Origin of the sequence: Polynucleobacter sp. es-GGE-1 (assembly GCF_018882005.1) — a bacterium.
GTDB lineage: Bacteria > Pseudomonadota > Gammaproteobacteria > Burkholderiales > Burkholderiaceae > Polynucleobacter.
Genome location: NZ_JACVPE010000010.1, coordinates 20,685 through 45,901 on the forward strand (window position 1 = coordinate 20,685; position 25,217 = coordinate 45,901).

25 protein-coding genes and 1 pseudogene are annotated in these 25,217 nt (G+C 44.9%); 16 read left to right on the forward strand and 10 right to left on the reverse strand.

Translation table 11 applies throughout. From position 1 onward, the window contains the following. Window positions 1–117: 117 nt before the first annotated feature. Window positions 118–1,014, forward strand: coding sequence for a LysR substrate-binding domain-containing protein (locus ICN35_RS08940; protein ID WP_255535781.1), 897 nt, complete (start codon window positions 118–120; stop codon window positions 1,012–1,014). 16 nt (window positions 1,015–1,030) lie between these two features. On the opposite strand, the gene ICN35_RS08945 is transcribed toward ICN35_RS08940, so the two are convergent. The 3 genes and pseudogenes from ICN35_RS08945 to ICN35_RS08955 form a co-directional block, all read right to left on the reverse strand. Further along, window positions 1,031–2,368 (reverse strand): NAD(P)H-dependent oxidoreductase, encoded by a 1,338-nt coding sequence (locus ICN35_RS08945; protein ID WP_216126841.1) that lies wholly within the window; start codon window positions 2,366–2,368, stop codon window positions 1,031–1,033. A 67-nt stretch (window positions 2,369–2,435) separates the two neighbouring features. Then, window positions 2,436–5,075: an alpha-ketoglutarate dehydrogenase gene (gene mdeB / locus ICN35_RS08950; RefSeq protein ID WP_216126844.1), complete on the reverse strand. Its 2,640-nt coding sequence runs from the start codon at window positions 5,073–5,075 to the stop codon at window positions 2,436–2,438. Window positions 5,076–5,109: 34 nt separating this feature from the next. Beyond that, window positions 5,110–6,012 (reverse strand): annotated as a pseudogene (locus ICN35_RS08955) (2-oxo acid dehydrogenase subunit E2); the annotation flags it as partial. 219 nt (window positions 6,013–6,231) lie between these two features. On the opposite strand from ICN35_RS08955, the gene ICN35_RS08960 reads away from it, so the two are divergent. The 4 genes from ICN35_RS08960 to ICN35_RS11420 are packed head-to-tail and all read left to right on the forward strand — an operon-like array spanning window position 6,232 to window position 8,529. Beyond that, window positions 6,232–6,696, forward strand: a complete 465-nt coding sequence (locus tag ICN35_RS08960) for an Lrp/AsnC family transcriptional regulator (protein WP_215318974.1) — start codon at window positions 6,232–6,234, stop codon at window positions 6,694–6,696. A 49-nt stretch (window positions 6,697–6,745) separates the two neighbouring features. Then, window positions 6,746–7,504, forward strand: a complete 759-nt coding sequence (locus ICN35_RS08965; RefSeq protein WP_216126848.1) for an SDR family oxidoreductase — start codon at window positions 6,746–6,748, stop codon at window positions 7,502–7,504. 42 nt (window positions 7,505–7,546) lie between these two features. Further along, window positions 7,547–8,377: a tripartite tricarboxylate transporter substrate binding protein gene (locus ICN35_RS08970; RefSeq protein ID WP_255535782.1), complete on the forward strand. Its 831-nt coding sequence runs from the start codon at window positions 7,547–7,549 to the stop codon at window positions 8,375–8,377. Next, window positions 8,374–8,529 (forward strand): hypothetical protein, encoded by a 156-nt coding sequence (locus ICN35_RS11420; RefSeq protein ID WP_255535783.1) that lies wholly within the window; start codon window positions 8,374–8,376, stop codon window positions 8,527–8,529. Before ICN35_RS08970 ends, ICN35_RS11420 begins: the two co-directional genes overlap by 4 nt. Window positions 8,530–8,537: 8 nt before the next feature. Here the strand turns inward: ICN35_RS11420 and ICN35_RS08975 are convergent, their stop codons facing one another. After that, on the reverse strand, window positions 8,538–9,062 hold the full coding sequence (locus tag ICN35_RS08975; RefSeq protein WP_216126850.1) for a gamma carbonic anhydrase family protein: 525 nt from the start codon (window positions 9,060–9,062) through the stop codon (window positions 8,538–8,540). Between the two features lie 65 nt (window positions 9,063–9,127). Beyond that, entirely contained in the window at window positions 9,128–10,330 is a 1,203-nt protein-coding gene (locus ICN35_RS08980; RefSeq protein ID WP_216126852.1) for an ammonium transporter, read from the reverse strand. 137 nt (window positions 10,331–10,467) lie between these two features. Here ICN35_RS08980 and ICN35_RS08985 point away from each other — a divergent pair, with 137 nt between their 5' ends. Together ICN35_RS08985 and ICN35_RS08990 are read left to right on the forward strand one after the other, a co-directional pair. Beyond that, window positions 10,468–10,836 carry a Rap1a/Tai family immunity protein gene (locus ICN35_RS08985; RefSeq protein WP_216126857.1) on the forward strand — a complete coding sequence of 123 codons (369 nt, stop codon included), beginning with the start codon at window positions 10,468–10,470 and terminating at the stop codon, window positions 10,834–10,836. A 45-nt stretch (window positions 10,837–10,881) separates the two neighbouring features. Then, the gene (locus tag ICN35_RS08990; RefSeq protein ID WP_216126861.1) at window positions 10,882–11,169 is read left to right on the forward strand and encodes a membrane lipoprotein lipid attachment site-containing protein; all 288 of its coding nucleotides are present in this window, start codon (window positions 10,882–10,884) and stop codon (window positions 11,167–11,169) included. A 56-nt stretch (window positions 11,170–11,225) separates the two neighbouring features. Here the strand turns inward: ICN35_RS08990 and ICN35_RS08995 are convergent, their stop codons facing one another. Both ICN35_RS08995 and ICN35_RS09000 read right to left on the reverse strand, forming a co-directional pair. Then, window positions 11,226–11,615: an OsmC family protein gene (locus ICN35_RS08995; protein WP_216126862.1), complete on the reverse strand. Its 390-nt coding sequence runs from the start codon at window positions 11,613–11,615 to the stop codon at window positions 11,226–11,228. 47 nt (window positions 11,616–11,662) lie between these two features. After that, the gene (locus ICN35_RS09000; protein ID WP_216126865.1) at window positions 11,663–12,073 is read right to left on the reverse strand and encodes a rhodanese-like domain-containing protein; all 411 of its coding nucleotides are present in this window, start codon (window positions 12,071–12,073) and stop codon (window positions 11,663–11,665) included. A gap of 58 nt (window positions 12,074–12,131) precedes the next feature. Between ICN35_RS09000 and ICN35_RS09005 the strand changes: the two genes are divergently transcribed. From ICN35_RS09005 to ICN35_RS09045, 9 genes are all read left to right on the forward strand, one after another. Further along, window positions 12,132–13,394: a putative Na+/H+ antiporter gene (locus ICN35_RS09005; protein ID WP_216126867.1), complete on the forward strand. Its 1,263-nt coding sequence runs from the start codon at window positions 12,132–12,134 to the stop codon at window positions 13,392–13,394. Window positions 13,395–13,460: 66 nt separating this feature from the next. Beyond that, window positions 13,461–14,807: a tRNA (N6-isopentenyl adenosine(37)-C2)-methylthiotransferase MiaB gene (gene miaB, locus ICN35_RS09010; protein ID WP_216126872.1), complete on the forward strand. Its 1,347-nt coding sequence runs from the start codon at window positions 13,461–13,463 to the stop codon at window positions 14,805–14,807. Further along, window positions 14,797–15,276 (forward strand): rRNA maturation RNase YbeY, encoded by a 480-nt coding sequence (ybeY, locus tag ICN35_RS09015; protein ID WP_216126878.1) that lies wholly within the window; start codon window positions 14,797–14,799, stop codon window positions 15,274–15,276. Before miaB ends, ybeY begins: the two co-directional genes overlap by 11 nt. Before the next feature lie 37 nt (window positions 15,277–15,313). Continuing rightward, on the forward strand, window positions 15,314–16,150 hold the full coding sequence (locus ICN35_RS09020) for an HlyC/CorC family transporter (RefSeq protein WP_215319010.1): 837 nt from the start codon (window positions 15,314–15,316) through the stop codon (window positions 16,148–16,150). An 8-nt stretch (window positions 16,151–16,158) separates the two neighbouring features. Then, window positions 16,159–17,685, forward strand: coding sequence for an apolipoprotein N-acyltransferase (gene lnt, locus ICN35_RS09025; protein WP_216126881.1), 1,527 nt, complete (start codon window positions 16,159–16,161; stop codon window positions 17,683–17,685). A 59-nt stretch (window positions 17,686–17,744) separates the two neighbouring features. Further along, entirely contained in the window at window positions 17,745–18,629 is an 885-nt protein-coding gene (gene glyQ / locus ICN35_RS09030) for a glycine--tRNA ligase subunit alpha (protein WP_216126884.1), read from the forward strand. Continuing rightward, a complete protein-coding gene (gene glyS / locus ICN35_RS09035; protein WP_216126887.1) occupies window positions 18,626–20,764 on the forward strand; it encodes a glycine--tRNA ligase subunit beta in 2,139 nt (712 codons plus the stop codon). Before glyQ ends, glyS begins: the two co-directional genes overlap by 4 nt. Beyond that, on the forward strand, window positions 20,761–21,333 hold the full coding sequence (gene gmhB, locus ICN35_RS09040) for a D-glycero-beta-D-manno-heptose 1,7-bisphosphate 7-phosphatase (RefSeq protein ID WP_216126890.1): 573 nt from the start codon (window positions 20,761–20,763) through the stop codon (window positions 21,331–21,333). Before glyS ends, gmhB begins: the two co-directional genes overlap by 4 nt. A gap of 7 nt (window positions 21,334–21,340) precedes the next feature. Beyond that, window positions 21,341–22,075: a 1-acyl-sn-glycerol-3-phosphate acyltransferase gene (locus tag ICN35_RS09045; RefSeq protein ID WP_216126892.1), complete on the forward strand. Its 735-nt coding sequence runs from the start codon at window positions 21,341–21,343 to the stop codon at window positions 22,073–22,075. Between the two features lie 20 nt (window positions 22,076–22,095). Here ICN35_RS09045 and rsmA read toward each other — a convergent pair whose 3' ends face one another. Genes rsmA through ICN35_RS09060 form a run of 3 tightly spaced genes read right to left on the reverse strand, consistent with a single transcriptional unit; the run spans window position 22,096 to window position 25,204 of the window. Beyond that, entirely contained in the window at window positions 22,096–22,872 is a 777-nt protein-coding gene (gene rsmA, locus ICN35_RS09050) for a 16S rRNA (adenine(1518)-N(6)/adenine(1519)-N(6))-dimethyltransferase RsmA (protein WP_216126895.1), read from the reverse strand. 3 nt (window positions 22,873–22,875) lie between these two features. After that, a complete protein-coding gene (gene pdxA, locus ICN35_RS09055; protein WP_370625681.1) occupies window positions 22,876–23,892 on the reverse strand; it encodes a 4-hydroxythreonine-4-phosphate dehydrogenase PdxA in 1,017 nt (338 codons plus the stop codon). Then, the gene (locus ICN35_RS09060; RefSeq protein WP_255535784.1) at window positions 23,858–25,204 is read right to left on the reverse strand and encodes a peptidylprolyl isomerase; all 1,347 of its coding nucleotides are present in this window, start codon (window positions 25,202–25,204) and stop codon (window positions 23,858–23,860) included. Before ICN35_RS09060 ends, pdxA begins: the two co-directional genes overlap by 35 nt. Between the last annotated feature and the right edge of the window lie 13 nt (window positions 25,205–25,217).

Genomic DNA, 25,217 nt, shown 5'->3' on the forward strand with positions numbered 1-25,217 from the left:
GGTTTTTTGAGAACACTCAAACTATAACCAAGCCGTAATCATCGGCTTTCCCGAGGGTTTTGACAAACGATAACCATTCATGAATAGATGAATAAAAATCATGTATATTCTATTTACATGAGAAAAATGCCAAATTATGTACTTTTGCGAGCTTTTGAAGCGGCTGCACGCCTCGAAAGCTTTACCTTGGCTGCTCATGAGCTACATCTCACTCAGTCAGCCATTAGCCATCAAATTAAAGGGCTTGAAGACTATTTTGGTAAGCCGCTATTTTTGCGAAAGAACCGCAAAGTTGAGCCGACAGCCGAAGGGCGGCGTTTATTAGATTCACTCTCCAGAGTATTTGATGTCATTGAAGCAGCATGCAATGAAGTAACCCTTGCTCCAAACTCACAAGTTCTTGCCTTGCACTGCTCACCCAGTTTTGCAGCCAAATGGCTCAGTCCAAGACTGCCAGAATTCATTAAAGATAATCCTGATATCACTATTCGACTCACTTCCGGAGCTGAGCCCACTGATCTTTTGCGCAATCAAGAAATTGATATTGCCATCTCTTATCAATCGACTCATGAAGGCCCAGGAATTACTTCCTTATCTTTAGGCGAAGAAAACATTGCGCCACTATGCTCTCCTGAATTAATTGACCCAAGAATTCCAGTAGAAGAATTAATGAGTAAATTAACCTTGATTGAGTCTTCACTCAATCACCATACCTGGGAGCAATGGTTTGAGATTAATCATCTCAAAAACCCATCGACACGGAAGATGTCATTTGATCGTGCAGCCCTTTCTGTATCGGCTGCAGTAGATGGCATCGGTGCCGTGCTTGAGAGCGTACGCTTTGCCGAAAGAGAACTCTCGCGTGGAGAGCTTGTGGAACTGGGCAAAGGTATCTTTTTACCGACTACCGATAGAACCCATTTTTTATCCTATCGGTCAAATACTAAAAACAGTCAAAAAATTAAAGTCTTCAAAGACTGGATATGCATTAAGGCTGGTGTTGCTACAAGCTAAAGTAATGGCTCATTTATTAGCTAAACACTTTTTCCATTTCACGACGAAATTGAATGGCTTGCTTAGTGGCATCGTAATCTACATCACTCCAGCATACTGGCTTTCCTGCTGGAATATCCTTATTCAATACCATGTTGTGAGCCAAACCAATAGGTAGAGCTCCGAGCTTTAATGAATCTGAGGCAGTCATCAGTTTTCCGTAGACAGTGAAGCCACCCTCTCCATCCAACTTCTCGCCCGCTTTGAGCGTACGCTTAGCGGTAGCCACTACATCACCCTTCCAATCGCCAGTCGCTCCAGTAGCCTCTCCACGTAACGCAATACTGGCTACTGAAATACCCAACTCCAGACCGATCAAGTGATAAGGCTTATACATCGCTGCATATTTACCGGTATTATCTGTTTTTAGGCCGTATTGTGAGAAGCAATCAATCACATATTGACTGGGCGCTTCAAACACTGCAAAAACACCCCAACGTAAATCCCTAAATACCGGACGCCCATCTCTCTCAACTGAAGATACCACCTCAACAGTTCCTTTTTGAGTCAGGATCCCACCTTCGGAAATCGGTCGGAAAATATGTGGCAAGTCGTCTACTCCGCAAGGTGGAAACTCTAATCCATTGCTTGGCGGATTTAAGTCGCAAGCGTTTGATACTGCAGCCATTTCCAGCGCAGATTTTGTGCCATCCAAAAAAGAATTGAACATTTGCGCATTGAAGTCACCGCCGGCAACTTGCTCCTCAGAAAATCCATAGTGACCCCAAACGGTATCTGGTGTGGACTGATGATAGACAGGTAAATATTTAGTGCCTTTACCTGCACACACCACTTCTAAGCCAATCGTTCTTGCCCAATCCACCAGCTCCGCAATAAGAGCAGGCTGATCTCCAGAAGCCATCGAGTAAATCACGCCCGCCTCTGCTGCTTTGCGTGCCAGTAATGGTCCCGCTAAAACATCTGCTTCTACATTGACCATAATGATGTGCTTACAATGATCAAAACAAAGTAGGGCATGTCGAATACCAGCAGCAGGGCTGCCTGTAGAGTCGATCACAATATCAATGTGCTCACTAGCGATCATTTTTTCTGCATCATCAGTCACAAAAGTGGCGCCCGACTTAGCAGCATCTTGCAATGATGTAGCGCTATAGCGAGGTGCATCCCAGCCTACCCTAGCCAGCGATTCTTTGGCGCGCGCAGGAGAAAGGTCAGCCACCGCAACCAAATGAATGCCTGGAGTACGCGGTACTTGCGAGAGATACATGGAGCCAAATTTACCAGCGCCAATGATGCCTACACGCACGGGGTTATTGTTAGCAGCGCGTGCTTTGAGCTTTTGAATCAGGGACATCTAAAAATCTCCAGTAAATTCAGTAATCAAAAATAGTGAAGTCATCATAAGGCATCAAGAGTAAATATTATTTTTTCAATGATGCTTGCGCTACCTTATAAATGCTATTTGCATTGACGCCGAAATACTCACGTAAGGCAGCTCTTGTATCACTTCTACCGAAACCATCCGTACCGAGCGTGATGTAACTTCTACCTTCTGGAATATAGGCACGTATGCTTTCTGGTAAAGCATGGACATAGTCAGTTGCCGCAATAATCGGGCCATAACCTTGCGTTAGAACCTGGCTAATAAATGCCTGCTCAACATCAGCCTCACCTGAAAGTCTTGCTTGCTCTTTTGCCTTACCATCCCTTGCTAACTCACTCCAACTAGTCACGCTAAATACATCAACATGGATTCCAGAATGAACAAGCATCTCTGCCGCTTTTAATACCTCGGTCATGATGGCACCGGAACCTAGCAAACTCACATAAGAATTACCATCACCCTTGGCGGCCTTCATTGTCTTGAACTTATAGCACCCACGAATAACGCCCTCAGTTACGTTCTCAGGCAAATCAGGTTGGGCGTAGTTCTCATTCATAAGGGTGATGTAATAAAACAAATCTTTTTGATCAACTAGCATGTCCCGCATACCTTGATCCACAATCACCGCCAACTCGCCAGCAAAGGCAGGATCATATGCCTTGCAATTCGGAATGGTTGCGGCAACGAGTTGGCTACTACCATCTTGGTGCTGCAGGCCTTCGCCACCTAATGTTGTTCTACCAGAGGTCGCGCCCAATAAAAATCCCCTAGCACGTTGATCTGCTGCTGCCCAAATGGCGTCGCCAATTCTCTGAAAGCCAAACATCGAGTAATAAATATAAAAAGGCAACATCGCAATTCCGTGGACGCTATAGCTAGTTGCTGCAGCAGTCCAGCTAGCAATGGCGCCCGCCTCACTAATGCCCTCTTCCAAAATTTGTCCATCCAATGCCTCACGATAGCTAAGCACGGAACCAATATCTTCTGGTTCATAGCGTTGGCCAACACTAGAGTAAATACCAACCTGCTTAAAGAGATTGGCCATACCAAATGTGCGTGCTTCATCTGCAACAATGGGCACCACTCTAGGTCCCAACTGTTTATCTTTCAGCAAATTTCCAAGCATGCGCACAAAAGCCATCGTTGTGGACATCTCTTTATCTTCAGCCTTGATGGCAAAAGCTGCATATGAAGCGATATCAGGCACATTGAGCTTGTCGCATTCTGAATAGCGCTTAGGTAGATGTCCGCCAAGCTGATTGCGCTGATCTTTTAGATATTTGAGCTCCTCGCTATTCTCATCAGGCCTAAAGAAAGTGAGACTAGTAGCCTGTTCATCGGTCAATGGTAAGTTAAAGCGATTACGATATTCGATCAAAGCCTCATCATCTAACTTTTTCTGGCTATGGGTGGTCATTTTTCCTTGGCCAGCATTGCCCATGCCGTAGCCCTTCTTGGTATGGGCCAAGATCACGGTAGGTTGACCTACATGGTTGGCAGCGGCTTGATAGGCTGCATAGATTTTGACTAAATCATGACCGCCTCTTTTCAGTCGATCGATTTGCTCATCCGTCATTCCTTGAGCAAGGCGTGCTAATTCTTCATTTTGTCCAAAGAAATTTTTGCGATTAAAGCTGCCATCCTTTGCTGCAAATGTTTGCATTTGTCCATCGACAGTTTGTGCAAAAGCCTTGACTAGCGCTCCGGTAGTATCTCTTGCAAAAAGCCCATCCCAATCACTACCCCAAACTAATTTGATAACGTTCCAACCAGAACCTCTAAACAGTTTTTCGAGCTCATCAATAATTCTGCCGTTGCCACGTACTGGACCATCCAAACGTTGTAGATTGCAATTGACCACCCAAACCAAGTTATCCAGCTTTTCTCTAGAGGCTAATGTCAGAGCACTCATACTTTCTGGCTCATCCATCTCGCCATCACCAAATACACCCCAGACTTTTCTAGTTGAGCAATCTAGTAATTTACGATCACTGAGGTAGCGCATAAAACGCGCATGATAAATCGAGCTAATCGGACCAATCCCCATTGAGCCTGTTGGAAACTGCCAAAAATCTGGCATTAACCAAGGATGTGGATAGCTTGATAAACCTCTTGCCCCTGATTCAGGCGCAGTAATCTCGCGTCTGTAATGGGCAAGATCATTTTCAGTCAGTCGTCCCTCTAAATAGGCGCGGGCATACACTCCTGGAGCACTATGTGGCTGAAAGAAAACCAAGTCTCCACGCTCAGTAGCATCACCGCCCTCAGTCCTTGCGCGGAAAAAATGATTAAACCCAACCTCAAACAAATCTGCTGCACTAGCATAGCTTGCAATGTGACCACCCAATTCACCATAGGCTTCATTTGCTTTCGCGACCATTGCCAGCGCATTCCACCGCATGAGTGAAGCCAGTTTTTCTTCAATCGCAAGATCTCCTGGAAAAGGAGGCTGCTGATCCACAGGGATAGAGTTGATATAAGGTGTGACTAAATCAGGCACCCAATTAATTTGATTTTTGTTAGCCAGCTTTACTAAATTATCCAGAATGAATTTAGCCCGCGCACTATCGCCTGAAGCGAGCAAATCCATAAAGGCCTCATTCCACTCCGCGGTTTCTGCAGGATCAGTGTCGATGTGCTCTAGATTTAAATATTTTTTGATGTCGGGAGCGTTCATGAAAAATTCCTCTGTAACTTTTTATGCTCTAAATTCATAACATCACCTTACGAAAATCACCCAATAATTGGGTGAGATGGGTAGTGAAGTGCGTAGCTAAGGCGCCGTCAATGACGCGATGATCAGCGGTCATGGACAGCGGGCAGATCAAACGTGGAACAAATTGCGAACCATCCCACACAGGCTTTATGGCGGACTTATTCACCGCTAAAATAGCTACTTCGGGTGCATTCACAATGGGAGCGCAGTAGGTACCACCAATACCGCCCAATGAAGAGATCGTAAAAGAGGCGCCCTGCATCTGATCCGGCTTCAGCTTTCCCTCTCGAGCCAGCAGGGCTAACCCAGCAGTCTCTTTGGCGATCTCGCGAATACCTTTCTGATCAGCATTACGTATCACGGGTACAACGAGACCGCCTGCAGTATCTACTGCAAAGCCGACATGGAAATACTTTTTCAAAATAAGATCTTCGCCATCGAGCGAAGAATTCAATGTGGGGTACTGCTTGAGAGCAGCAACTACGGCTTTGATTAAGAATGCCAACAAAGTAATTTTTACTTCATCTTTTTGATTCTCTTTATTTAATACGGCACGAAATTCTTCCAAATCAGTAATGTCAGCATCATCGTGATAGGTTACTGCCGGAATCATGACCCAATTACGCGCTAGATTGGCAGCTGAAACTTTCTGAATGCGACTGCGAGCTTGGCGTTCTATTTCTCCAAACTTTGTAAAGTCCACTTTAGGCCAAGGCAGAAGATTAAAACCTGCAATGCCATGACTCACTTGAGAAGGAACACGCTCTCTTGCCAACATGGAGTGCTTGATAAATTGCTGAACATCTTCTTTGGTAACTCGACCTCTTTGGCCACTACCGTGAACTTGCCCAATATCGACACCAAATTCACGTGCAAATTTTCTGGTGGATGGGCCAGCCCAAAACTCGGGCCCAGCAGCGGCTTGATCCCTTTCAATTTGTAGCAAATTCTCAACCCCAGGAAACCCAATCTCAATACCCACAACCCCTCCAACCATTCACGGGTGTTTCAATGACTTTATTGTGTTGGATTACAGGCAAAATAGGATGCTAATAATGAGCTATAAATTCTAATTTTCAGCATAATATGCTGATATCAGTAATTTTTGAGGAATTTTATGAAGCTAGACCCCATAGATATCAGAATTTTGAACGAACTCCAGAATGATAGCTCCCATAGCAATGTGGAGCTATCTAAGCGGGTTCACCTATCCCCGTCACCGTGCCTCATGCGCGTCAAAGCATTGAAAGATAAAGGTGTCATCAGAAACTATGTTGCTCTGGCAGACCCCAAGGTTTTAGGGCTTGGCTTAAATGTCTTTATTTCTATTAGCCTGAAAGAGCAGTCTAAAGAAGCGTTGGCTGCATTTGAACAACGCATTTCTGAACACGATGAGGTTATGGAGTGCTATCTGATGACTGGTGATAGTGACTATCTTATCCGGGTGGCAGTAGCTGATATGGGTGCATTGGAAAAATTTATCCTGGAGCAATTAACGCCTATCCCTGGGATTGAAAAAATCCGCTCTAGCTTTGCCTTAAAACAAGTACGCTATAAAACTGCCTTACCATTACCAAAGTAAAAGCAGGGCAATATAGAATTTATCTGAGACACTATTAAGAAAGAAAGTAATGCCACAAAAAAATAAAGTAGCACTCGTCACTGGAGCAGGAGTAGGCATTGGAAGGGCAGCAGCTAAAGCGCTTCTTAAAGGAGGCTATCAGGTCGTTCTCACTGGGCGCAATCTAGAGAAACTAGAAAAGGCAATTATCGATATTGGCGGAACAAACGAAAACTGTCTTGCGATCACTTGCGATGTTGGACAGCCTGACCAAGTCAAGAAATTATTCGCCGCTCTAAAAGAACGCTTTGGACGCATTGACGTGCTTTTTAATAATGCAGGTATTGGCGCCCCAGCAATTCCGATGGAAGACTTGACATATGAGCAGTGGATGAATGTGGTGAATTCAAATCTCTGCGGCGCATTCTTGTGTTCTCAAGAAGCAATTCGGATGATGAAAGCGCAATCGCCTCAAGGTGGCAGAATTATTAATAATGGCTCAATCTCCGCACATGCACCAAGACCAATGTCAGCGCCCTATACAGCCACTAAACATGCGATTAGCGGCTTAACAAAAACAATTTCGCTTGATGGCCGCCCATTTAATATTGCTTGCGGTCAAATTGATATTGGTAATGCAGCAACCGAAATGACTGAGCGTATGGCTGCCGGAATCATGCAGGCCGATCAATCAATTAAAGTTGAGCCGCGGATGGATGTTGACCATGTTGGAGAAGCTGTTCTACACATGGCCCAACTTCCACTAGAGAGCAATATTCTCTCAATGACAATCATGGCTACCAACATGCCTTTTGTTGGCAGAGGTTAATTAAATTACCGTGGCTCAAATGATCATTAGCAGGGATAAGTCATGAAAAATTCGCATCGTCGTAAGGTACTTTCCCTGGTAATTGCTGCCACACTCTTACCCAGTTTTCATGCCATCTCTGCCCCAGATAATGATTATCCAAATCGCTCGATAAAACTGGTTATCCCCTTCCCTGCGGGAGGTAGCACTGATGCAATGGCGCGTAATCTCGGCCCAGCCCTCGGAAAAGTACTCGGGCAATCGATTGTGATCGAGAATAAATCTGGCGCCTCCGGTACAGTTGGCGCAGATTTTGTTGCAAAAGCTGCACCTGATGGATACACGCTACTGATGGGAACCTTACATCTCACGATTGCTCAATCCGTTTTCCCAAAACTCAATTACCGTATTGATAAGGATTTGATTCCGATTGGAACGGTAGGAATGATTCCCAATGTTGTAGTGGTAAATGCATCCATTCCAGCAAATAACATCAAAGAATTAGTTGCCCTAAGCAAAGTAAATTCCGATAAATATGATTACGCTTCAGTTGGACCGGGGTCTGCACATCACCTTATTGGAGAGATGTTCAAAATTAAAACGGGCGCCAGCTTAACTCATATACCGTATCGCGGTAGTGCTCCTGCTGTAGTTGATTTGCTTGGCGGTCAAATATCGGTCATGTTTGATACGATTCCATCCGCCCTGCCTCATATCAAGGATGGAAAAACAAAAGCATTGGCCGTGACAACTGCAAAACGTTCTAGCACCCTACCAAATGTGCCCACCTTAATTGAGTCTGGAATAGCAATCGACGTGGGCACTTGGAATGGATTAATGGCGCCCGCAGGCACCGATCAAGCAATCATCGATAACTCAATCGAGCAATTGTGACGGTGCTAAGTGACCCAGAGATGCGCAAACAATTGCAAGCACTTGGCATTGAACCAATGCCAAGCACCCCAGCCGAACTGAAGGTACGCATCAGCAAAGAAATTGTTGACTACAGTAATTTGGCTAAAGAACTAAAGCTCAGCGTTGAATAGTTCAAAACTTAATCAATTTTTTTGAGCGTCTTAATATAACGCTGTGCATTTTTTACATAGCGTCCAGCGATTTCGCCGATACTTGTAATTTGCTCTGGCGTGAGGACTTTCACTGCTTTAGCAGGAGAGCCAATAATCATCGAGCCATCTGGAAATTCTTTACCTTCAGTAACTAAGGCACCAGCACCAACCAAACAATGCTTACCAATCTTGGCGCCATTCAAAATTACTGCGCCAATTCCAATTAGGCTGCCATCACCAATACTGCAGCCATGGAGCATCACTTGGTGACCCACAGTCACATTCTTGCCAATCAAGAGAGGATAGCCAGGATCTGTATGAAGTACTGATGCATCTTGCACATTACTGCCTTCACCAACTTGAACCAGATCGTTATCGCCGCGGATCACAACTTTGGGCCAAATATTAGCGCTTTGATGAAGCTCAACCCTACCAATCACTTCTGCGCTCTCAGCAACCCAAGCACCTTCCGCTAATTGAGGGGCATTTCCGTCTAGTTCATATATAGCCATGACTCATTATAGGTATGAATCAGGCCATATATGAAAGACTAAAGCTATCACTTACTGCAAAAGAATTACCAGTTCGGCTCACGATCTGGAGTAGAGGAAATACGATGCACACTTAAGTCAGCCCCCTCAAATTCTTCTTCCTGTGACATCCGAATTCCAAGGACAGCTTTCAAGGTTCCATAGACTAAGATGCCACCGATCACAGCAATACCAACCCCTAAGGCACTGCCAATCAGCTGACCCGTAAAAGTTACTCCGCCAATTCCACCCAATGCCTTGGCACCAAAGATGCCAGCAGCCAGACCACCCCACAAGCCACATAATCCATGCAAAGGCCAGACGCCGAGTACATCATCAATCTTCCAGCGGTTTTGTACCAAGGTAAACATATAGACAAACAAGGCGCCTGCTACTAGGCCAACCACTAAAGCACCAACCGGATGCATTAAGTCGGATCCGGCACATACTGCTACCAAACCTGCAAGAGGTCCGTTATAGGTAAAGCCAGGATCGTTGCGTCCAACTACCCATGCAGCAAGGGTGCCGCCGACCATTGCCATCAAAGAGTTCATAGCAACTAAACCACTGATTTTGTCGATTGTTTGCGCACTCATCACATTAAAACCAAACCAACCTACCGCCAAAATCCAAGCACCCAATGCCAAGAAAGGAATACTAGATGGTGGATGCGCGGAGATTTGGCCCTCTTTGGTATAGCGACCACGGCGCGCACCCAAGAGAATCACTGCTGGCAAAGCGATCCAACCACCAACTGCGTGGACTACTACAGAACCAGCAAAATCGTGGAACTCCTCACCGGTCAAGCCTTTGATCCAAGCCTGAATACCGTAGTGCTGATTCCAAGCAATGCCCTCAAAGAAGGGATACACAAAACCCACCAATATAAATGTTGCGATTAGCTGTGGATTAAATTTAGCGCGCTCAGCAATACCGCCTGAAATAATTGCTGGAATTGCAGCAGCAAAAGTTAATAAGAAGAAAAACTTTACCAACTCGTAACCATTTTTCTCAGCTAGCAATTCAGCGCCTGAGAAAAAGCTCACACCGTAGGCAATGCTGTAGCCAATAAAAAAGTAAGCGATGGTCGAAACAGCAAAGTCGACCAAAATTTTTACTAAAGCGTTCACTTGATTCTTCTTACGAACCGTTCCGAGTTCTAAGAAGGCAAAGCCAGCGTGCATGGCAAGAACCATGATCGCGCCGAGCAAAATAAACAAAGCATCAGTACCTGATTTCAAAATTTCCATGTGATTTTCCCCTTCTATTTTTTGCATCATTATGGGGAATAAAAAAATCTAAATAGGTGCAGATTGCACTTATTTAGTGCATAAATTAGGTATATTTATGGTTTATGATGGTTTTACATACACCCAAGGGAGAACCCATGAAGAAAGTCCTCGTTTTTTTAGCTGCTTTTGCGGCATTTTCTGGCCTAGTACAAGCTCAATCAAACACCAACGTAAAGTTACTGAGTACCCAAGAACTTATAAACGTTTGCAAATTACCTGCTAGCCCAGAATCCCGAAGCTTCTGTATTGGCTACTCCACCGCAATTTATGACACTTACCTGGCTACACGTCATCCACAACGGGCACAACCTTTTATTTGCCTGAAGCAACCTGCCCCATCGCGCGATGAAGTGATCGCTGATTTCGTCAAATTTGGACAAGAGCATCAACAAACTGCTGATAAACCAGCAGCAGGCGTGTTTTTGGGCTTTTTGGCCGCACGCTTTCCATGCGCTAAAAAATAATCCGAGCACTCTTCAATTAAAAATTAATTTAAAGGATCTGTTGATATGAAAAAAATTATCGCGATTACTGTAGCAACTCTCGCAATTGCCGGTTGCTCAAATATGAGCAACACTGAACAACGCACCCTATCCGGCGCAAGTATTGGTGCAGCTGCTGGTGCAGTTGGCACCGCTATTTTCCACGGCAACCCGATCTGGGGTGCAGTTGGTGGTGCAGCTGTTGGCGCTGCATCTGGTTATGTTTATGACGCTTATAAGAAAGAACAAGCATCTGAATATAACTCTGGATACAATGCTGGTAAAAATAATAAGCCGGCTAATGCGCCTAACTAAATTAGTTATCTAGCTATCGCCTTAGCAACTTCAAGGCACACACTGCCCAGCTTGTATTAATTTACCAGCTGGGTTTTTATTTGGACATCGCCAGCCAAGGCCTTATGAATTGGGCATTTATTAGCAATCTCTATTAATCGTTCTTTTTCTTCTGCGCTCAGATTGCCTTGCAACTGGATGTCGCGAATCAATATTTCAACATCATCTACTCGCTCAATATCGACTGTCACAATCGCATTCTCTAAATTCATCGACTTTCGCGTTGAATACATTTTGAGTGTCATACTCGTGCAGGCGGCCAAAGCGGCACCTAAATACTCATGGGGGGTAGGGCCAGTTTCATTGCCGCCATGAGTCACGTAAGCATCAGATAAAAAATGCAAGTCGCCGGTAGTCAATTTTTGTTGCAACGGGCCATCGCCAAACTGGGATACTACTTTTCTCATCATCTCTCCAAATTGATTAACTGAATATTGATTTTTTAAAAAATGATTTAACTTGCATGGGGTTTGCTGATCTTCTCGACAGTAGGTAATCCAGCCTTCTTCCAAGAACTAAATCCGCCCTCCAGATGGCACACATTGGGTACGCCCATTTTTTGCAAAGTCTCGGTCGCCAAGGCTGAGCGCCAGGCTGAAGCACAATATAAAACTAGTCGTTTGCCTTCGCCAAAAATAGGCTTGTAATAAGGGCTATCGGGGTCAACCCAAAATTCCAACATCCCCCGCGGAGCATGCAAAGCATTGGGAATCATGCCCTCTCGCTCGAGCTCTCTTACATCACGAATATCCACAAATACCGTATCGGAATCCGACAATAATTCTTGCGCCTGATCCAAAGGAACTGTTTCAATTTGCGCCATAGCGCCATTAATCAGAGCCTGATATCCAATCTTTAATTTCACCAAAATCTCCTAAAGTGCCAATGTTTTGTATTGCTTGGTCACCTGCTAACATTCTCCTATGAACTTTACTCTCACAGAACTTGGTGCAAGTATTATTTTTGCAATCGCAGTCTTGCACACCTTTTGTACTAGTTATTTTGAATCTCTCGCTAAAACCATCCCGAAACATGCTGGTCTTTGGCATCTCCTCGGCGAGGTAGAAATTGTCTTCGGCTTTTGGGCTGCCGTTCTCATTATCTACATCTCTTTTATCGATCATTTAGGCGCTGCAAAAACCTATTTAGATCAACGTAACTTTACAGAGCCGTTGTTTGTCTTTGCCATCATGATTGTGGCTGGCAGTAAACCCATTTTGCATTTTTCGACACAACTCTTGCATACCATTGCCAAAGGTATGCAAGTCTTACTACGCACTCGTAGCGCTCCAACCCTTTATTTTCTGACTCTAGGGATCACGCCGCTCTTGGGCTCTCTCATTACTGAGCCGGCAGCGATGACCTTGGCAGCTTTTTTGCTGCGCGATTTGGTATACCGCCACCAGTGCTCGAAGGCCTTGCTGTTTGGGACCCTAGGGGTACTGTTTGTGAATATTTCGATTGGTGGAACACTGACTAACTTTGCTGCGTCGCCAGTACTCATGGTTGCCTCAACCTGGGGTTGGAGTTCGGCATTCATGTTCACTCATTTCGGTTTTGAATCTTGTGTTGCGATTTTTATCAACGCTCTTGGTGCAACGCTCTTATTTCAGAAGCAACTAATTGAACCAAACGAGTCTCATAAACCTATCAAGATTCCAGTTATCGTCATTACGATGCACCTAATCTTTTTACTAGGCATAGTGGTATTTGCACACGATCCTATTATTTTTATGTGGCTCTTATTATTTTTTATTGGCTTCACTACAGCCTATCCAAAATATCAAAGCCCGCTCATTATCAAAGAAGCACTCCTAGTTGGATTTTTCTTGGCGGGATTGGTTGTCTTAGGCGCTCTTCAAGGATGGTGGTTGCAACCCATTCTGGAAATGATGAGCCCTACAGCAGTTTTTTATGGAAGCCTAGCCTTAACTGCGATTACCGATAACGCGGCATTAACTTACTTAGGTTCACTAGTGACGGGCACCTCACTCGAATTCAAATTAGCCTTAGTAGGGGGCGCAGTTGCTGGCGGCGGTCTCACAGTCATTGCCAATGCCCCAAATCCAGCGGGTATTGCGATATTGCGCAGTTACTTTCCGGGGGGCGCCGTTTCAGCACTTTATTTACTGCTTGCTGCGTTACCACCCACATTAGTCGCTATTGCAGCATTTCGCCTCTTATAGGTAAAGCAAAGCACTTCCACAGTAAAATCTGAGCTTCGCCCCCAGCTATAAACCTGAGAACGGCATATGAAAAAGCTCTATATCAAAACCTTTGGCTGTCAAATGAACGAGTACGACTCGGGCAAGATGGCCGACCTCCTGCATGCTGATGAAGGCATGGTCATAACAGACTCTCCTGAAGATGCAGATGTCGTACTCTTAAATACTTGTTCGATTCGAGAAAAAGCGGAAGACAAAGTCTTTTCTGATCTCGGTCGATTACGTGAGCTTAAAAAAACAAAACCTGAATTACTCATCGGAGTTGGCGGTTGCGTAGCTAGCCAAGAAGGTCAACAAATTGTGAGTCGCGCACCCTATGTTGATGTGGTATTTGGTCCGCAAACTTTACATCGATTAACTGACCTGATTGCGCAACGTCGCAAAACTGGTATTTCTCAGGTGGATATTTCTTTTCCAGAGATAGAAAAGTTTGATCATCTCCCTGCCTCGCGTCAGACTCGGGGCTCTGCCTACGTCTCTATTATGGAAGGCTGCTCAAAGTATTGCAGCTATTGTGTCGTTCCCTATACCCGTGGAGAAGAAGTTTCTAGACCATTCGATGATGTACTTGCCGAAGTCGCTGGACTTGCGAGCAAGGGCGTTAAAGAGATTGTCTTGCTTGGCCAAAACGTCAATGCTTATCTTGGCAGAATGGGTCACACAGAAGAGATTGCTGACTTTGCCCTTTTAGTTGAATACATTGCAGAGATTCCTAGAGTTGAACGTATTCGCTTTACTACCAGCCACCCAAAAGAATTTACACAGCGCTTGATTGATGTTTACGCCAAGGTGCCAAAGCTCGTAAGCCACTTACACCTACCAGTGCAACATGCTTCAGACACGATCTTATCCGCAATGAAGCGCGGCTATACAGCCTTGGAATACAAAAGCATTATTCGAAAAATGCGTGCTGTTCGCCCTGACCTCACTTTATCTAGCGATTTCATCGTGGGCTTTCCAGGGGAAACGGATGCAGACTTTGAGAAGCTTTTAAAGATGGTTCGAGAACTCGAATTTGATAACAGCTTTTGCTTCATCTTTAGCCCAAGGCCTGGCACCCCAGCAGCGAACTTAACTGATGACACTCCTTATGAGGTCAAGCTCAAACGTTTACAAACACTGCTTGCTGTGATCGAAGGCCAAGCTCATCAGATTAGTCAAAAAATGTTGGGCAATACTGAAAAAGTATTAATCGAAGGATTGGCGAAGGACGGGGTCAATTTGCAAGGCCGCGCAGAAAATAATCGGGTAATTCACTTTACCGCCCCCAAGCAAGAGATAGAGTCTTTGATTGGTCAAATGGTGGATATTCAAATTACTGAAGTCCTCAACTACACCTTAAGAGGTGAACTGGTAGAAGCTCATGCAAACTAATACCAAATTAAAAACTTCCAAGCTCGATATAGAGATTCAGTATGCAAGCCCAGCAATTGAATCTACCTTGGTGAAAGTAGCATCATCTACACTCATTAAAAAATGGGTCAAGGTCACCACGAATAGCGTGGGACTACTAACACTACGGTTTGTGAATGCTGCGGAAGGTAAAAAACTGAATACTGCATATCGTCAAAAAAATTATGCAACCAATGTGCTGACTTTTCCCTACGAGCGCTCTAAAAATAGTGTTGCAGCGGATATTATTTTTTGCCTGCCAGTAATCCAAAAAGAGGCCAAAGCACAAGAAAAAACAATGAAAGCACACTTAGCGCATTTAGTAGTTCATGGCTGCCTTCATGCTCAGGGATTCAATCATGAGGCTGAAAAGGACGCTAAAAAGATGGAGGCTATCGAAATCAGCCTTCTTAAAAAGTTGGGGTTTCCGAACCCTTATTTAGCGACCTAATTTTTACTCCGACATCTTTCTAAGCTATTCTTGCAATATGCCCGACCCCAAATCCCTATTAGATCGCCTAGCTGATTTTTTATCCCCTCAGCCAACTAGCCCCAGCGAACGCCGTCAAGAACTCATTGAAACGCTGCGCGAAGCACAAACCGAAGGCTTAATTGATGCCGATGCCCTCTCCATGATTGAGGGTGTATTTCAGGTGGGTCAATTGTGTGCACGAGATATCTTGGTCCCGCGCGCCCAAATCGACTGGATCGATATCAGTCAACCCTTACCTGAAATTGTAAGGATCGCAATTGAAGCAGCTCACTCTCGTTTTCCTGTTTTTGAAGGATCCCGTGACAATGTCATTGGTATCTTGTTAGCCAAAGATTTATTACGTCATTCCACTGAAAAAGATTTTCAGGTGCGTGATTGGTTGCGCCCCGCAGTATTTATTCCCGAATCTAAGCGTTTGAGTGTTCTATTGCGCGACTTCAAAGATAATCGAAATCACTTAGCTGTTGTAGTAGATGAATACAGCGGGATTGCAGGCATCATCACGATCGAAGATGTACTAGAGCAAATTGTTGGTGATATTGAAGATGAGCACGATATCGACGAAGAGGCCGACAATATTATCTCCTTAGATAATGGCGATATTCGCGTTAAAGGTATTACCGAACTTGAGCAACTGAATGAAGCCCTTGGCACGCACTTTGCTGAAGAAGATATCGAAACTGTTGCAGGCCTGGTGATTCAGCACTTAGGGCGCGTTCCCAAGATAGGCGAACTGATTGAGATGAATGACATTGAATTCGAAGTTCAGCGCGCGGATCCACGGCAAATTCATATCCTGCTAGCGCGACAAAAAGCTAAAAAAGCAGACTAAGGACTGGCTTGGTTGATCAGCAATCTTCTAAGCGCAAGCATGCAGTGGCACTGCTGATACTGTTCGTATTGGGCGGATTACTTGCTGGATCTGCAGAACTACGCTATGGCGGCTGGATTCAAATCCCCCTCCTCAGCGTGATTTGGTGGCAATTAAGAGTGCAAGAATCTGAATCGCTGAAGAAATTTTTTGTGCATGGCCTTGCTTTTGGTCTCGGCTACTTCGTAGTGGGTTTGTGGTGGCTTTATATTAGCCTGCATGATGTCGGTGGCATGAACTCGCTGCTTTCTTGTATGGCTGTGTTTTTGCTTGCGGCCTATGTAGCCCTCTATTTTTCTACTGCCAGCCTATCGATTCGTATTTTCAAAGACTCCAGTGTGCTGGGATTTTTCTTAGCATCGAGCTGGGTGATCAGCGAGTATCTGCGCGGTGAAATATTTACTGGCTTTCCTTGGATGGGGCTAGCTGAGAGTCAAGTCAATGGACCATTTGCTTCGATTGCGCCTTATTTAGGCGGGCTGGGATGTACTTTTTTAACTGTATATACCTCCTGGCAATTACTACGACTCAACAAAGCTTTTTTCATGAGCACAGTATCAATAGCTTTACTTACTTTGATCACCAGCCTGTCTAATCTATGGAGTTTTACACAGCCGACTGGCGAACCCATTACGGTTCAGTTGATACAAGGAAACTTTGCGCAAAGTTTGATTTTTCGACCAGAGGGCGTGCTAAAGCAGATTCAGTTTTATGAAAACTCTATATACCAATCACGCGCGCAACTGATTGTTGCTCCTGAGACTGCATTTCCGTGGCCAGAAAATAATCTGCCAGCCCATCTCATTGAAAACTTACAGAACTTTTCTAATCAAACGGGTAGTAATTTACTTTTTGGAGTGATTGGAAGAAATCCAATACCCAATGATGGTAGAGAATATTCGAATCGTGCTTTAGGTCTTTCACCAGAATCAAAACCTTATCGCTATGACAAAGATCATCTAGTCCCCTTTGGGGAATTCATTCCCCCTGGCTTTCGCTGGTTTGTAAATGCCTTTAGTGTTCCCTTAAGTGATTTCGCCAGAGGTGGAAATGATCAAGCTCATTTTACTATTGCTCGCAAAGACCAAGCTGCACTGCATGCCGCAATCACAATTTGCTACGAAGATGTCTTTGGTGGCGAGCTTGCAAGTCGTATCCGCAATAATTCTGAGCCCACAAATCTCTTAATCAACTTAACCAACCTTGCATGGTTTGGCAAATCTCAAGCACCTGCCCAACAATTAAGACTATCGCAATTACGCTCTCTCGAAACGGGGCTGCCTGCTCTACGAGCGACAAACACCGGCATCAGCTCCGTCTTAGGTCCTGATGGCAAATTACTGCAATCACTCCCAGAATTTACCCAAGCAAGCTTAAGCACCCAAGTTCAAGCCTATGCTGGAAAAACACCTTTTGTCGTTTGGGGAAATTTCCCAATTTTGAGCATTTCGTGCCTCCTCTTGATCTGGGCCTTTATTCGCCATAGACGTTTTTAGTCTTTTTTAACTCTGCGGCGCCCTAGCCATGTAAAATCAATGGCTTAGCCAGGTTAAACATGCTTACTTTTCAGCAAATCATTCTCAAACTTCAAGATTATTGGGACCAACAAGGTTGTGCCCTATTACAACCCATTGATCTTGAGGTGGGTGCAGGCACATCCCATACCGCTACTTTCCTCAGAGCCATTGGTCCAGAACCCTGGAAAGCTGCCTATGTTCAGCCATCGCGCAGACCTAAAGATGGTCGTTATGGCGATAACCCAAATCGCTTGCAACACTACTATCAATATCAAGTTGTTCTTAAGCCAGCCCCAGAAAATATTCTTGAGCTCTACTTGGGATCCCTATCTGCCCTTGGTCTTGATCTGAAAGAAAATGACATTCGCTTTGTAGAAGATGATTGGGAAAACCCAACGCTAGGTGCGTGGGGTTTGGGCTGGGAAGTTTGGCTCAATGGCATGGAAGTAACGCAATTCACCTATTTTCAGCAAGTAGGCGGCTTAGATTGCAAGCCCGTCTTAGGCGAAATCACTTATGGTATCGAGCGCCTGGCAATGTACATTCAAAATTGCTCAAACGTGTATGACCTTGTATGGGCTGACGGCATCTCTTATGGCGATGTTTATCACCAGAATGAAGTGGAGCAGTCTTGCTACAACTTTGAACACTCCAATACCGATCTCCTGTTTGCAAACTTCAGTAATTATGAAAGTGAAGCAAAACGCTTGATGGAAGTACCCTTAGCATTACCTGCCTATGAGATGGTGCTGAAAGCAGCGCATACCTTCAACCTCTTGGATGCAAGAGGTGCCATCTCTGTTACGGAACGTGCTGCCTATATCGGTCGCATTCGAAATCTATCCCGCGCAGTTGCGCAAGCCTATTTTGAATCCCGAGAAAAACTTGGCTTTCCTATGTGTCAACACCAGTCTAAAGTATGAGCACCTCACATTCAAACTCTCAATCGGCTAACTTATTGATTGAAGTCTTTACAGAAGAATTGCCACCAAAATCCTTACGTCGTTTGGGTGAGGCTTTCAGTGACGGTATTTTTGCTCACCTAAAATCCGCCAATCTAACAACGGACGACTCCGCTGTTACAAGCTTTGCTACTCCGCGTCGTTTAGCAGTTCAGATTAGCCATGTGCTTACTCAGGCAGAAGACTATCCAATAAGAGAGAAGCTGCTTCCCACCAGCATTGCTTATGACCCTGAGGGTAAAGCAACCCCTCCGCTACTTAAAAAATTAGCGGCACTTGGATATACAGATATTGATCTAGCCACTTTAGAAAAATCAGGTGAAGGTAAGAATGAGGCTCTTTACCTTAACGTGATAGCCAAGGGTGCAGCACTTGAAAAAACGGCACAAACTGCGCTTGAACAAACACTCAGTAAATTACCGATTGCCAAAATGATGCACTATCAAGTGCAACAAAAAAATGGCGAATTAGCAGATGTTCAATTTGCTCGCCCGGCCCATAGCATGATTGCCTTGCATGGCAACACTGTTCTCAAAATACATGGTCTAGGTATTGAGGCTAACAATCAAACCGAGGGTCACCGCTTCCTAGCGCCTGGCACTCTCAGTATTAGTGCTGCAGATCAATATGAAAAAGATCTTGAGAGTAAAGCTAAGGTTATCCCAAGCTTTAATAAACGTCGCAGCCAAATTGAAGCTGCTCTTTTAAAAGCTGCTGGTGAAGATCTAGTCTTAATGCCTGATAGTCTGCTAGATGAAGTCACCGCCCTCGTTGAATGGCCAGCCATTTATGAATGCCGATTTGACCAAGAGTTTTTAGAGGTTCCTCAGGAATGCTTGATCCTCACCATGCAGACCAATCAAAAATACTTTGCCCTGACAGATAAGCAAGGTAAATTGCGCAATCGCTTTTTGATTGTCTCCAACATTGAAACGAGTACACCAGAGGCTATCATCTCTGGTAATGAACGCGTTGTTCGTCCTCGCCTTTCTGATGCACGCTTTTTCTTCCAGCAAGATCAAAAACGCTCATTAGCTTCTCGGGTTGCTGATTTAGGCAAGGTGGTTTATCACAATCAGTTAGGCAATCAACTCGATCGCACTAAGCGCGTTCAAGGTATTGCTACTGGTATCGCCAAAAAAATAAGCGCTGATGAGAAGCTAGCAAGTCGTGCAGCTGAAATCGCTAAGACAGACTTACTCACCGATATGGTTGGTGAGTTCCCGGAACTCCAAGGCATCATGGGTCGTTACTATGCAACGCATGACGGCGAAAATACAGAGGTGGCAGCTGCTTGTAGTGAGCACTATATGCCACGCTTTGCAGGCGATGCACTTCCCCTGACACAGACTGGCACGATTCTTGCGATTGCGGATAAATTAGAAACCTTAATTGGTATTTGGGGTGTAGGTTTAGCGCCCACTGGTGATAAAGACCCATATGCATTGCGTCGTCATGCACTAGGTATTTGCCGCTTACTCCTAGAGAAGAACCTTGCCTTAAGCCTGCTGGATGTGATTGAGCTCGCACGCTCACAATTTTCTCAGAAAGATGTACAAGAAAAAGCTAATGCAGCTGATATTTATGAATTCATCATCGATCGCTTACGCGCATACTTGCGCGACCAATCAGTTGCTGGGAAACCATTTACTAGCGCAGAAATTGATGCTGTTCTAAGTCAATCACCAGCTCAGATTAATGATCTGATTGAGCGCTTAAGTGCACTTCGTGAATTTAATGCTCTACCGCAGGCGGCGCAATTAGCGGCTGCCAATAAACGCATCAGCAATATTCTCAAAAAAACCACCACAGATATTCCTGCAAACTGCTCAAATAAGCTCTTGCAAATTCCAGCTGAGATTACTCTGCATCAAGCATTAGGGGCCATAACACCAGCCCTGAATGCGGCCTATGAAAAGCGCCAATTTGTAGAACTCTTAAAAACACTTGTTGCTTTAAGTGAGCCGATTGATCAGTTCTTTGCGGATGTGATGGTGATGGATCCAAATCCCGAGCTGCGCGATAACCGCTTAGCGCTCCTGCAACAACTTCACCAGAAAATGAATCTCGTTGCCGATCTCGGCAAACTAGCATGAGCACTAGCTCTTCGAAACTCATTATTCTTGATCGCGACGGTGTGATTAATGAAGATCGTGACGATTACGTTAAATCTGTAAATGAGTGGGTACCACTTCCCGGCAGCCTCGAGGCTATTGCCCTACTCAATCAAGCAGGCTATCAAATTGCAGTTGCGACCAACCAATCTGGATTAGCAAGAGGTTATTTTGCGATTACCGATTTGCATGCGATGCATAGCAAAATGGAAAAACTGCTGCAACCTTTGGGCGGAAGCATCGACAGCATTTTCTTTTGCCCACACACCGATGCCCATGGATGCGATTGCCGCAAGCCAGCGCCTGGCCTTATGAAAGAGATTGCCCTGCGGTATAAAAGAGCGAGTAGCAATCAACCTTTATTGGGCGTTCCTATTGTGGGCGATTCCTTGCGAGATCTTCAGGCAGGAATTGCATTGGGTGCATCACCCCATTTAGTCCTTACAGGCAAGGGGCAAAAGACGCTTGCAACTGGTGGCTTGCCTGAAGGCACTCAAATTCATACTGATTTGATGGCTTTTGCAACTACACTTCTAGAAAACCAAGTCTAGGATATTCATGGTCTTTGTTCGCTCAACCCTATTTGCCCTGTTTTTACTGATCTTCACCCCAATTTGGTCAGTGCTTTGCATGTTGGCATTTCCTTTCTTGAGTCCTGAAAATCGCTATCGCTTTATTGGACTTTGGAACAAGGTTGTGATTTGGTTGCTTTGGCATCTCTGTGATATTCATTATGAAATTCGCGGCATGGAACATATGCATGCAGTGCTAGATCAGCCAGTAGTGATCCTTAGCAAGCACCAATCTGCTTACGAGACTATTGCTTATATTGCCTTGCTTCCCAAACAGCTTTGCTTTGTATTCAAGCGAGAATTGCTTTGGATCCCATTTTTTGGCTGGGCCTTAGCTTTACTCAAGATGATTCATATCAATCGTGCTAATAAACAAACGGCGGCTCTATCTGTCGCAAGCCAAGGACGTAAACGCCTTAGCGAAGGTAAATGGATCATGCTATTTCCAGAGGGCACTCGAACGCCAAGAGGCTCAACCAAGCCCTATCGCAAAGGTGGGGCTCGGCTAGCTAGCGCAACTGGAGCATTGGTTATTCCTATTGCTCACAATGCCTGTAGCTGCTGGCCCAAGAATAGCTTTCTAAAAAAACCCGGTACTGTGATTTTTTCAATTGGTCCGGCAATTACTTCCGAAAGCAAGTCTGGGGAGCAGTTACAACAAGAAGTTGAAGGTTGGATTGAAACTGAAATGCGCGTCATTGATCCGAGCGCTTATAAATGATCCACTTGTACCAACTTCATTTAAGCGGCTAAGAGCTTAGCCCACTCTATATAGCGATTAACTGAAATATCTTGAGCCCTAGCTTTGAGCTCTCCCTCACTTAATTTCAAGCGATCAGCAAAAGCATGCAAATTCGTGCGCAACATTTTTCTCCTCTGCGCAAAAGCTGCAGCCACTACTTGCTCTAGTGCATTCCATTGAGACAGAGTCAAGCTGAAATCTTTTCTAGGAATCATCCGCACCACAGCAGAATTGACTTTAGGTGCTGGATCAAATGCCTCGGGCGGGACTTCTAATACTAATTCCATGTGGTAGCGAGCCTGCAGCATCACAGAAAGCCTACTAAAGTCAGAACTACCGGCATGAGCAACCATTCTCTCGACGACTTCTGCTTGCAGCATAAAAACCTGCTCGTCGATATGCGCTGCCGCTGACACCAAATGAAAAAGTAGTGGTGAAGAAATGTTATAGGGCAAATTACCGACTACCTTGCATAGGCCCTTTTTTCCAGAATGATCCTGAGACCATTCAATAAAATTAAACTTGAGGGCATCACCCTCAATGACCCTCAAACCCTTGAGATTTTCTTGATTCCAATAAGCTACTAAGTCTCGATCAATCTCTAATAAATCCAGTTGATCAAGATTACTCAGTAAAGGTCTAGTTAAAGCGCCTAGGCCGGGCCCAATCTCAATCACATGCATATCTGGGCTGGGATGAATTAAAGCTACTATAGAATAAATAATACCTTGATCTTGTAAGAAATTCTGACCAAATCGTTTACGTGCACGATGCATGAATCAACTTTTTTCTTTTTGATTGAGGGCCAATTGGTAGGCTAATCGCAAGGCCTCCAACATAGATCCAGGATCTGCAATACCTTTGCCAGCAATATCTAAAGCCGTGCCATGATCCACTGAAGTGCGAATGATTGGTAGGCCTAATGTGACATTGACGCCACTACCAAAGGTAACGAATTTAAATGGCGCCAAACCTTGATCGTGGTACATCGCAATAAAGGCATCAACACTTTCTAAAGATGTCGGATCAAACATGGTGTCGCCCGGATAAGGGCCAGAAACATCGATACCAAGCCTTTTAGCAGTCTCAATTGCAGGGCCGATGACGTCGATTTCCTCGCGACCCAAATAACCTGACTCACCAGCATGTGGGTTCAATCCTGCAACACGTATTACCGGACTCGAAATACCAAACTTTGTACGTAAATCATGCTGCACTATCTGGATTGTTTCAAGCACGAGCTCTTGGGTTAATGCGGCAGAAACCTTTTGTAATGGTAGGTGGATGGTAGCAAGCGCCACTCGCAAGTCTCTAGGCTCCTTCAAATTGAAGAAGCTCTTAGGAAGAGTGGCACAAAGCATCATCACCACATGCTGCGCCTTACACCGCTCTGCTAAATATTCGGTATGGCCTGTAAATGGCGTGCCTGCCAAATTAATCACACTCTTTTGAATGGGTGCAGTAACCATGGCATCGAAACGCCCACTTAAGCATCCATCAATAGCCTCATTCAAAGTATTGATCACGTATTGAGTATTCTGTGGATTTACGACACCCTGAACAACTGGCTCTGAAAGAGGAATACTCTGAATTTTTAAACGCCCAGATAAATCAATGGGGCCTTGAGAGGCTAACTTTAGCAAGCCAATATCACCCAATAAGGTAATCACTGCACTCGGCTGTTCAGTCAAAAACTGCTGCGCAGCCGCTACCGAAATCTCGGGTCCAATACCAGCTGGCTCGCCGGTAGTGATAGCTAAATTAACGTGGGTCGCTACTTGCAGCATCATCTGCATTCAAGATTTTTACAGTTGCTGTATCTCTTAATTCGCGCAACCAATCCTGATAGGCTTGCTCAAATTTTCTCTCCCGAATCGCAGCACGGGCAAATTGACGTTGCTTTTCAACAGTCAGCTGGGCTTCACGTCGCTCGATGACTTGAATTAAATGCCAACCAAACTCAGTCTTTACTGGGTTACTCACTTCACCAATTTGCAAACGATTCATCGCTTGCTCAAACTCCGGAACCAAATCTCCCGGCCCCATCCAACCTAGATCTCCACCATTTGAGGCAGAACCATCCTCTGAAAACTTTTTTGCCAACTCACTAAAATCTGCAGTCTTTGCGCGCACTTGATCACGATATCCAGCAAGACGTCGCTCTGCATCTTGATCAGATAAACCAGCGCGATTGCGCAATAAGATATGTCGCGACAGTGTTTGTGTAATAGGAATATTTTGCGGCAAGCTAATTGAGGCCTCCTGAGGGGCTGCTTGCTGCTGCGGATTTACGCTGACGACTGCAGCCCGACGATCCAATACTTTAAGCACATGGTATCCCGCAGGGCTTTTAACCACTGCATTGGCGACTTGGCCGCCACCAGTATTTCGAATCGCCTCATAAAATAGTTGAGGCAATCTATCGGGAGTTCGGTAACCTAAATCCTGAAACTTAATTTTAGGATTGTCTTTGGCCGCCAAGGCGCCTAATTGCAAAAAATCTATATCTCCTTTGGCATCGCGCAATAACTGCTCAGCCTTCTTTTTTGCCTCAGCCTGAGCGCCTATGCCCGCTGAAGCATCAACTGGAATAAAAATCTGTGCCACATCAATCTCTTCTGGCTCGCCCTTAGCAGCAGGGCCTGAGCGGGAGACTCCACCACCAACAGCACGGGTTCTCTCGCCAATAAAGTTATCAATTTCAGCATCCGAGATTTTAATCTTCCCCTCTACTTCACGTTCACGATATCGGCTAACGACAACATCATCACGTAACATCTGTTTATATTTCTCAAACGAGGTACCGGATGCGACTACTTTCTCTTTAAATTCTGCATAACTAAGTTTACTTTTTGCAGCAATATCACCAACAATTTTATCGAGCTCTTTGTTAGTGACAACGACACCCTCTTGCTCGGCATTTTGCAGCTGAATTTTTTCAATAATGAGACGCTCAAGAATAATTTTACGTATTGATCCATCATCAGGCAACTTGGCGCCCTGCTTTTTAAGGGCCGTAATTCGATCATCAATTTCTTTGCGAGTGACATAACCAGTATTGACGACGGCAGCTACGCCATCAATATTTCGGATTTTGCTATCCGCCAATATATTTGCTTTT

Excerpts from the sequence above, each read along its gene's own strand:
- ICN35_RS08940 (WP_255535781.1), top strand. The coding sequence starts at position 118 with ATGAGAAAAATGCCAAATTATGTACTTTTGCGAGCTTTTGAAGCGGCT.
- ICN35_RS08945 (WP_216126841.1), bottom strand. The coding sequence starts at position 2,368 with ATGTCCCTGATTCAAAAGCTCAAAGCACGCGCTGCTAACAATAACCCC.
- mdeB (WP_216126844.1), bottom strand. The coding sequence starts at position 5,075 with ATGAACGCTCCCGACATCAAAAAATATTTAAATCTAGAGCACATCGAC.
- ICN35_RS08960 (WP_215318974.1), top strand. The coding sequence starts at position 6,232 with ATGAAGCTAGACCCCATAGATATCAGAATTTTGAACGAACTCCAGAAT.
- ICN35_RS08965 (WP_216126848.1), top strand. The coding sequence starts at position 6,746 with ATGCCACAAAAAAATAAAGTAGCACTCGTCACTGGAGCAGGAGTAGGC.
- ICN35_RS08970 (WP_255535782.1), top strand. The coding sequence starts at position 7,547 with ATGAAAAATTCGCATCGTCGTAAGGTACTTTCCCTGGTAATTGCTGCC.
- ICN35_RS08975 (WP_216126850.1), bottom strand. The coding sequence starts at position 9,062 with ATGGCTATATATGAACTAGACGGAAATGCCCCTCAATTAGCGGAAGGT.
- ICN35_RS08980 (WP_216126852.1), bottom strand. The coding sequence starts at position 10,330 with ATGGAAATTTTGAAATCAGGTACTGATGCTTTGTTTATTTTGCTCGGC.
- ICN35_RS08985 (WP_216126857.1), top strand. The coding sequence starts at position 10,468 with ATGAAGAAAGTCCTCGTTTTTTTAGCTGCTTTTGCGGCATTTTCTGGC.
- ICN35_RS08990 (WP_216126861.1), top strand. The coding sequence starts at position 10,882 with ATGAAAAAAATTATCGCGATTACTGTAGCAACTCTCGCAATTGCCGGT.
- ICN35_RS08995 (WP_216126862.1), bottom strand. The coding sequence starts at position 11,615 with ATGAGAAAAGTAGTATCCCAGTTTGGCGATGGCCCGTTGCAACAAAAA.
- ICN35_RS09005 (WP_216126867.1), top strand. The coding sequence starts at position 12,132 with ATGAACTTTACTCTCACAGAACTTGGTGCAAGTATTATTTTTGCAATC.
- miaB (WP_216126872.1), top strand. The coding sequence starts at position 13,461 with ATGAAAAAGCTCTATATCAAAACCTTTGGCTGTCAAATGAACGAGTAC.
- ybeY (WP_216126878.1), top strand. The coding sequence starts at position 14,797 with ATGCAAACTAATACCAAATTAAAAACTTCCAAGCTCGATATAGAGATT.
- ICN35_RS09020 (WP_215319010.1), top strand. The coding sequence starts at position 15,314 with ATGCCCGACCCCAAATCCCTATTAGATCGCCTAGCTGATTTTTTATCC.
- glyQ (WP_216126884.1), top strand. The coding sequence starts at position 17,745 with ATGCTTACTTTTCAGCAAATCATTCTCAAACTTCAAGATTATTGGGAC.
- glyS (WP_216126887.1), top strand. The coding sequence starts at position 18,626 with ATGAGCACCTCACATTCAAACTCTCAATCGGCTAACTTATTGATTGAA.
- gmhB (WP_216126890.1), top strand. The coding sequence starts at position 20,761 with ATGAGCACTAGCTCTTCGAAACTCATTATTCTTGATCGCGACGGTGTG.
- ICN35_RS09045 (WP_216126892.1), top strand. The coding sequence starts at position 21,341 with ATGGTCTTTGTTCGCTCAACCCTATTTGCCCTGTTTTTACTGATCTTC.
- rsmA (WP_216126895.1), bottom strand. The coding sequence starts at position 22,872 with ATGCATCGTGCACGTAAACGATTTGGTCAGAATTTCTTACAAGATCAA.
- pdxA (WP_370625681.1), bottom strand. The coding sequence starts at position 23,892 with ATGCAGATGATGCTGCAAGTAGCGACCCACGTTAATTTAGCTATCACT.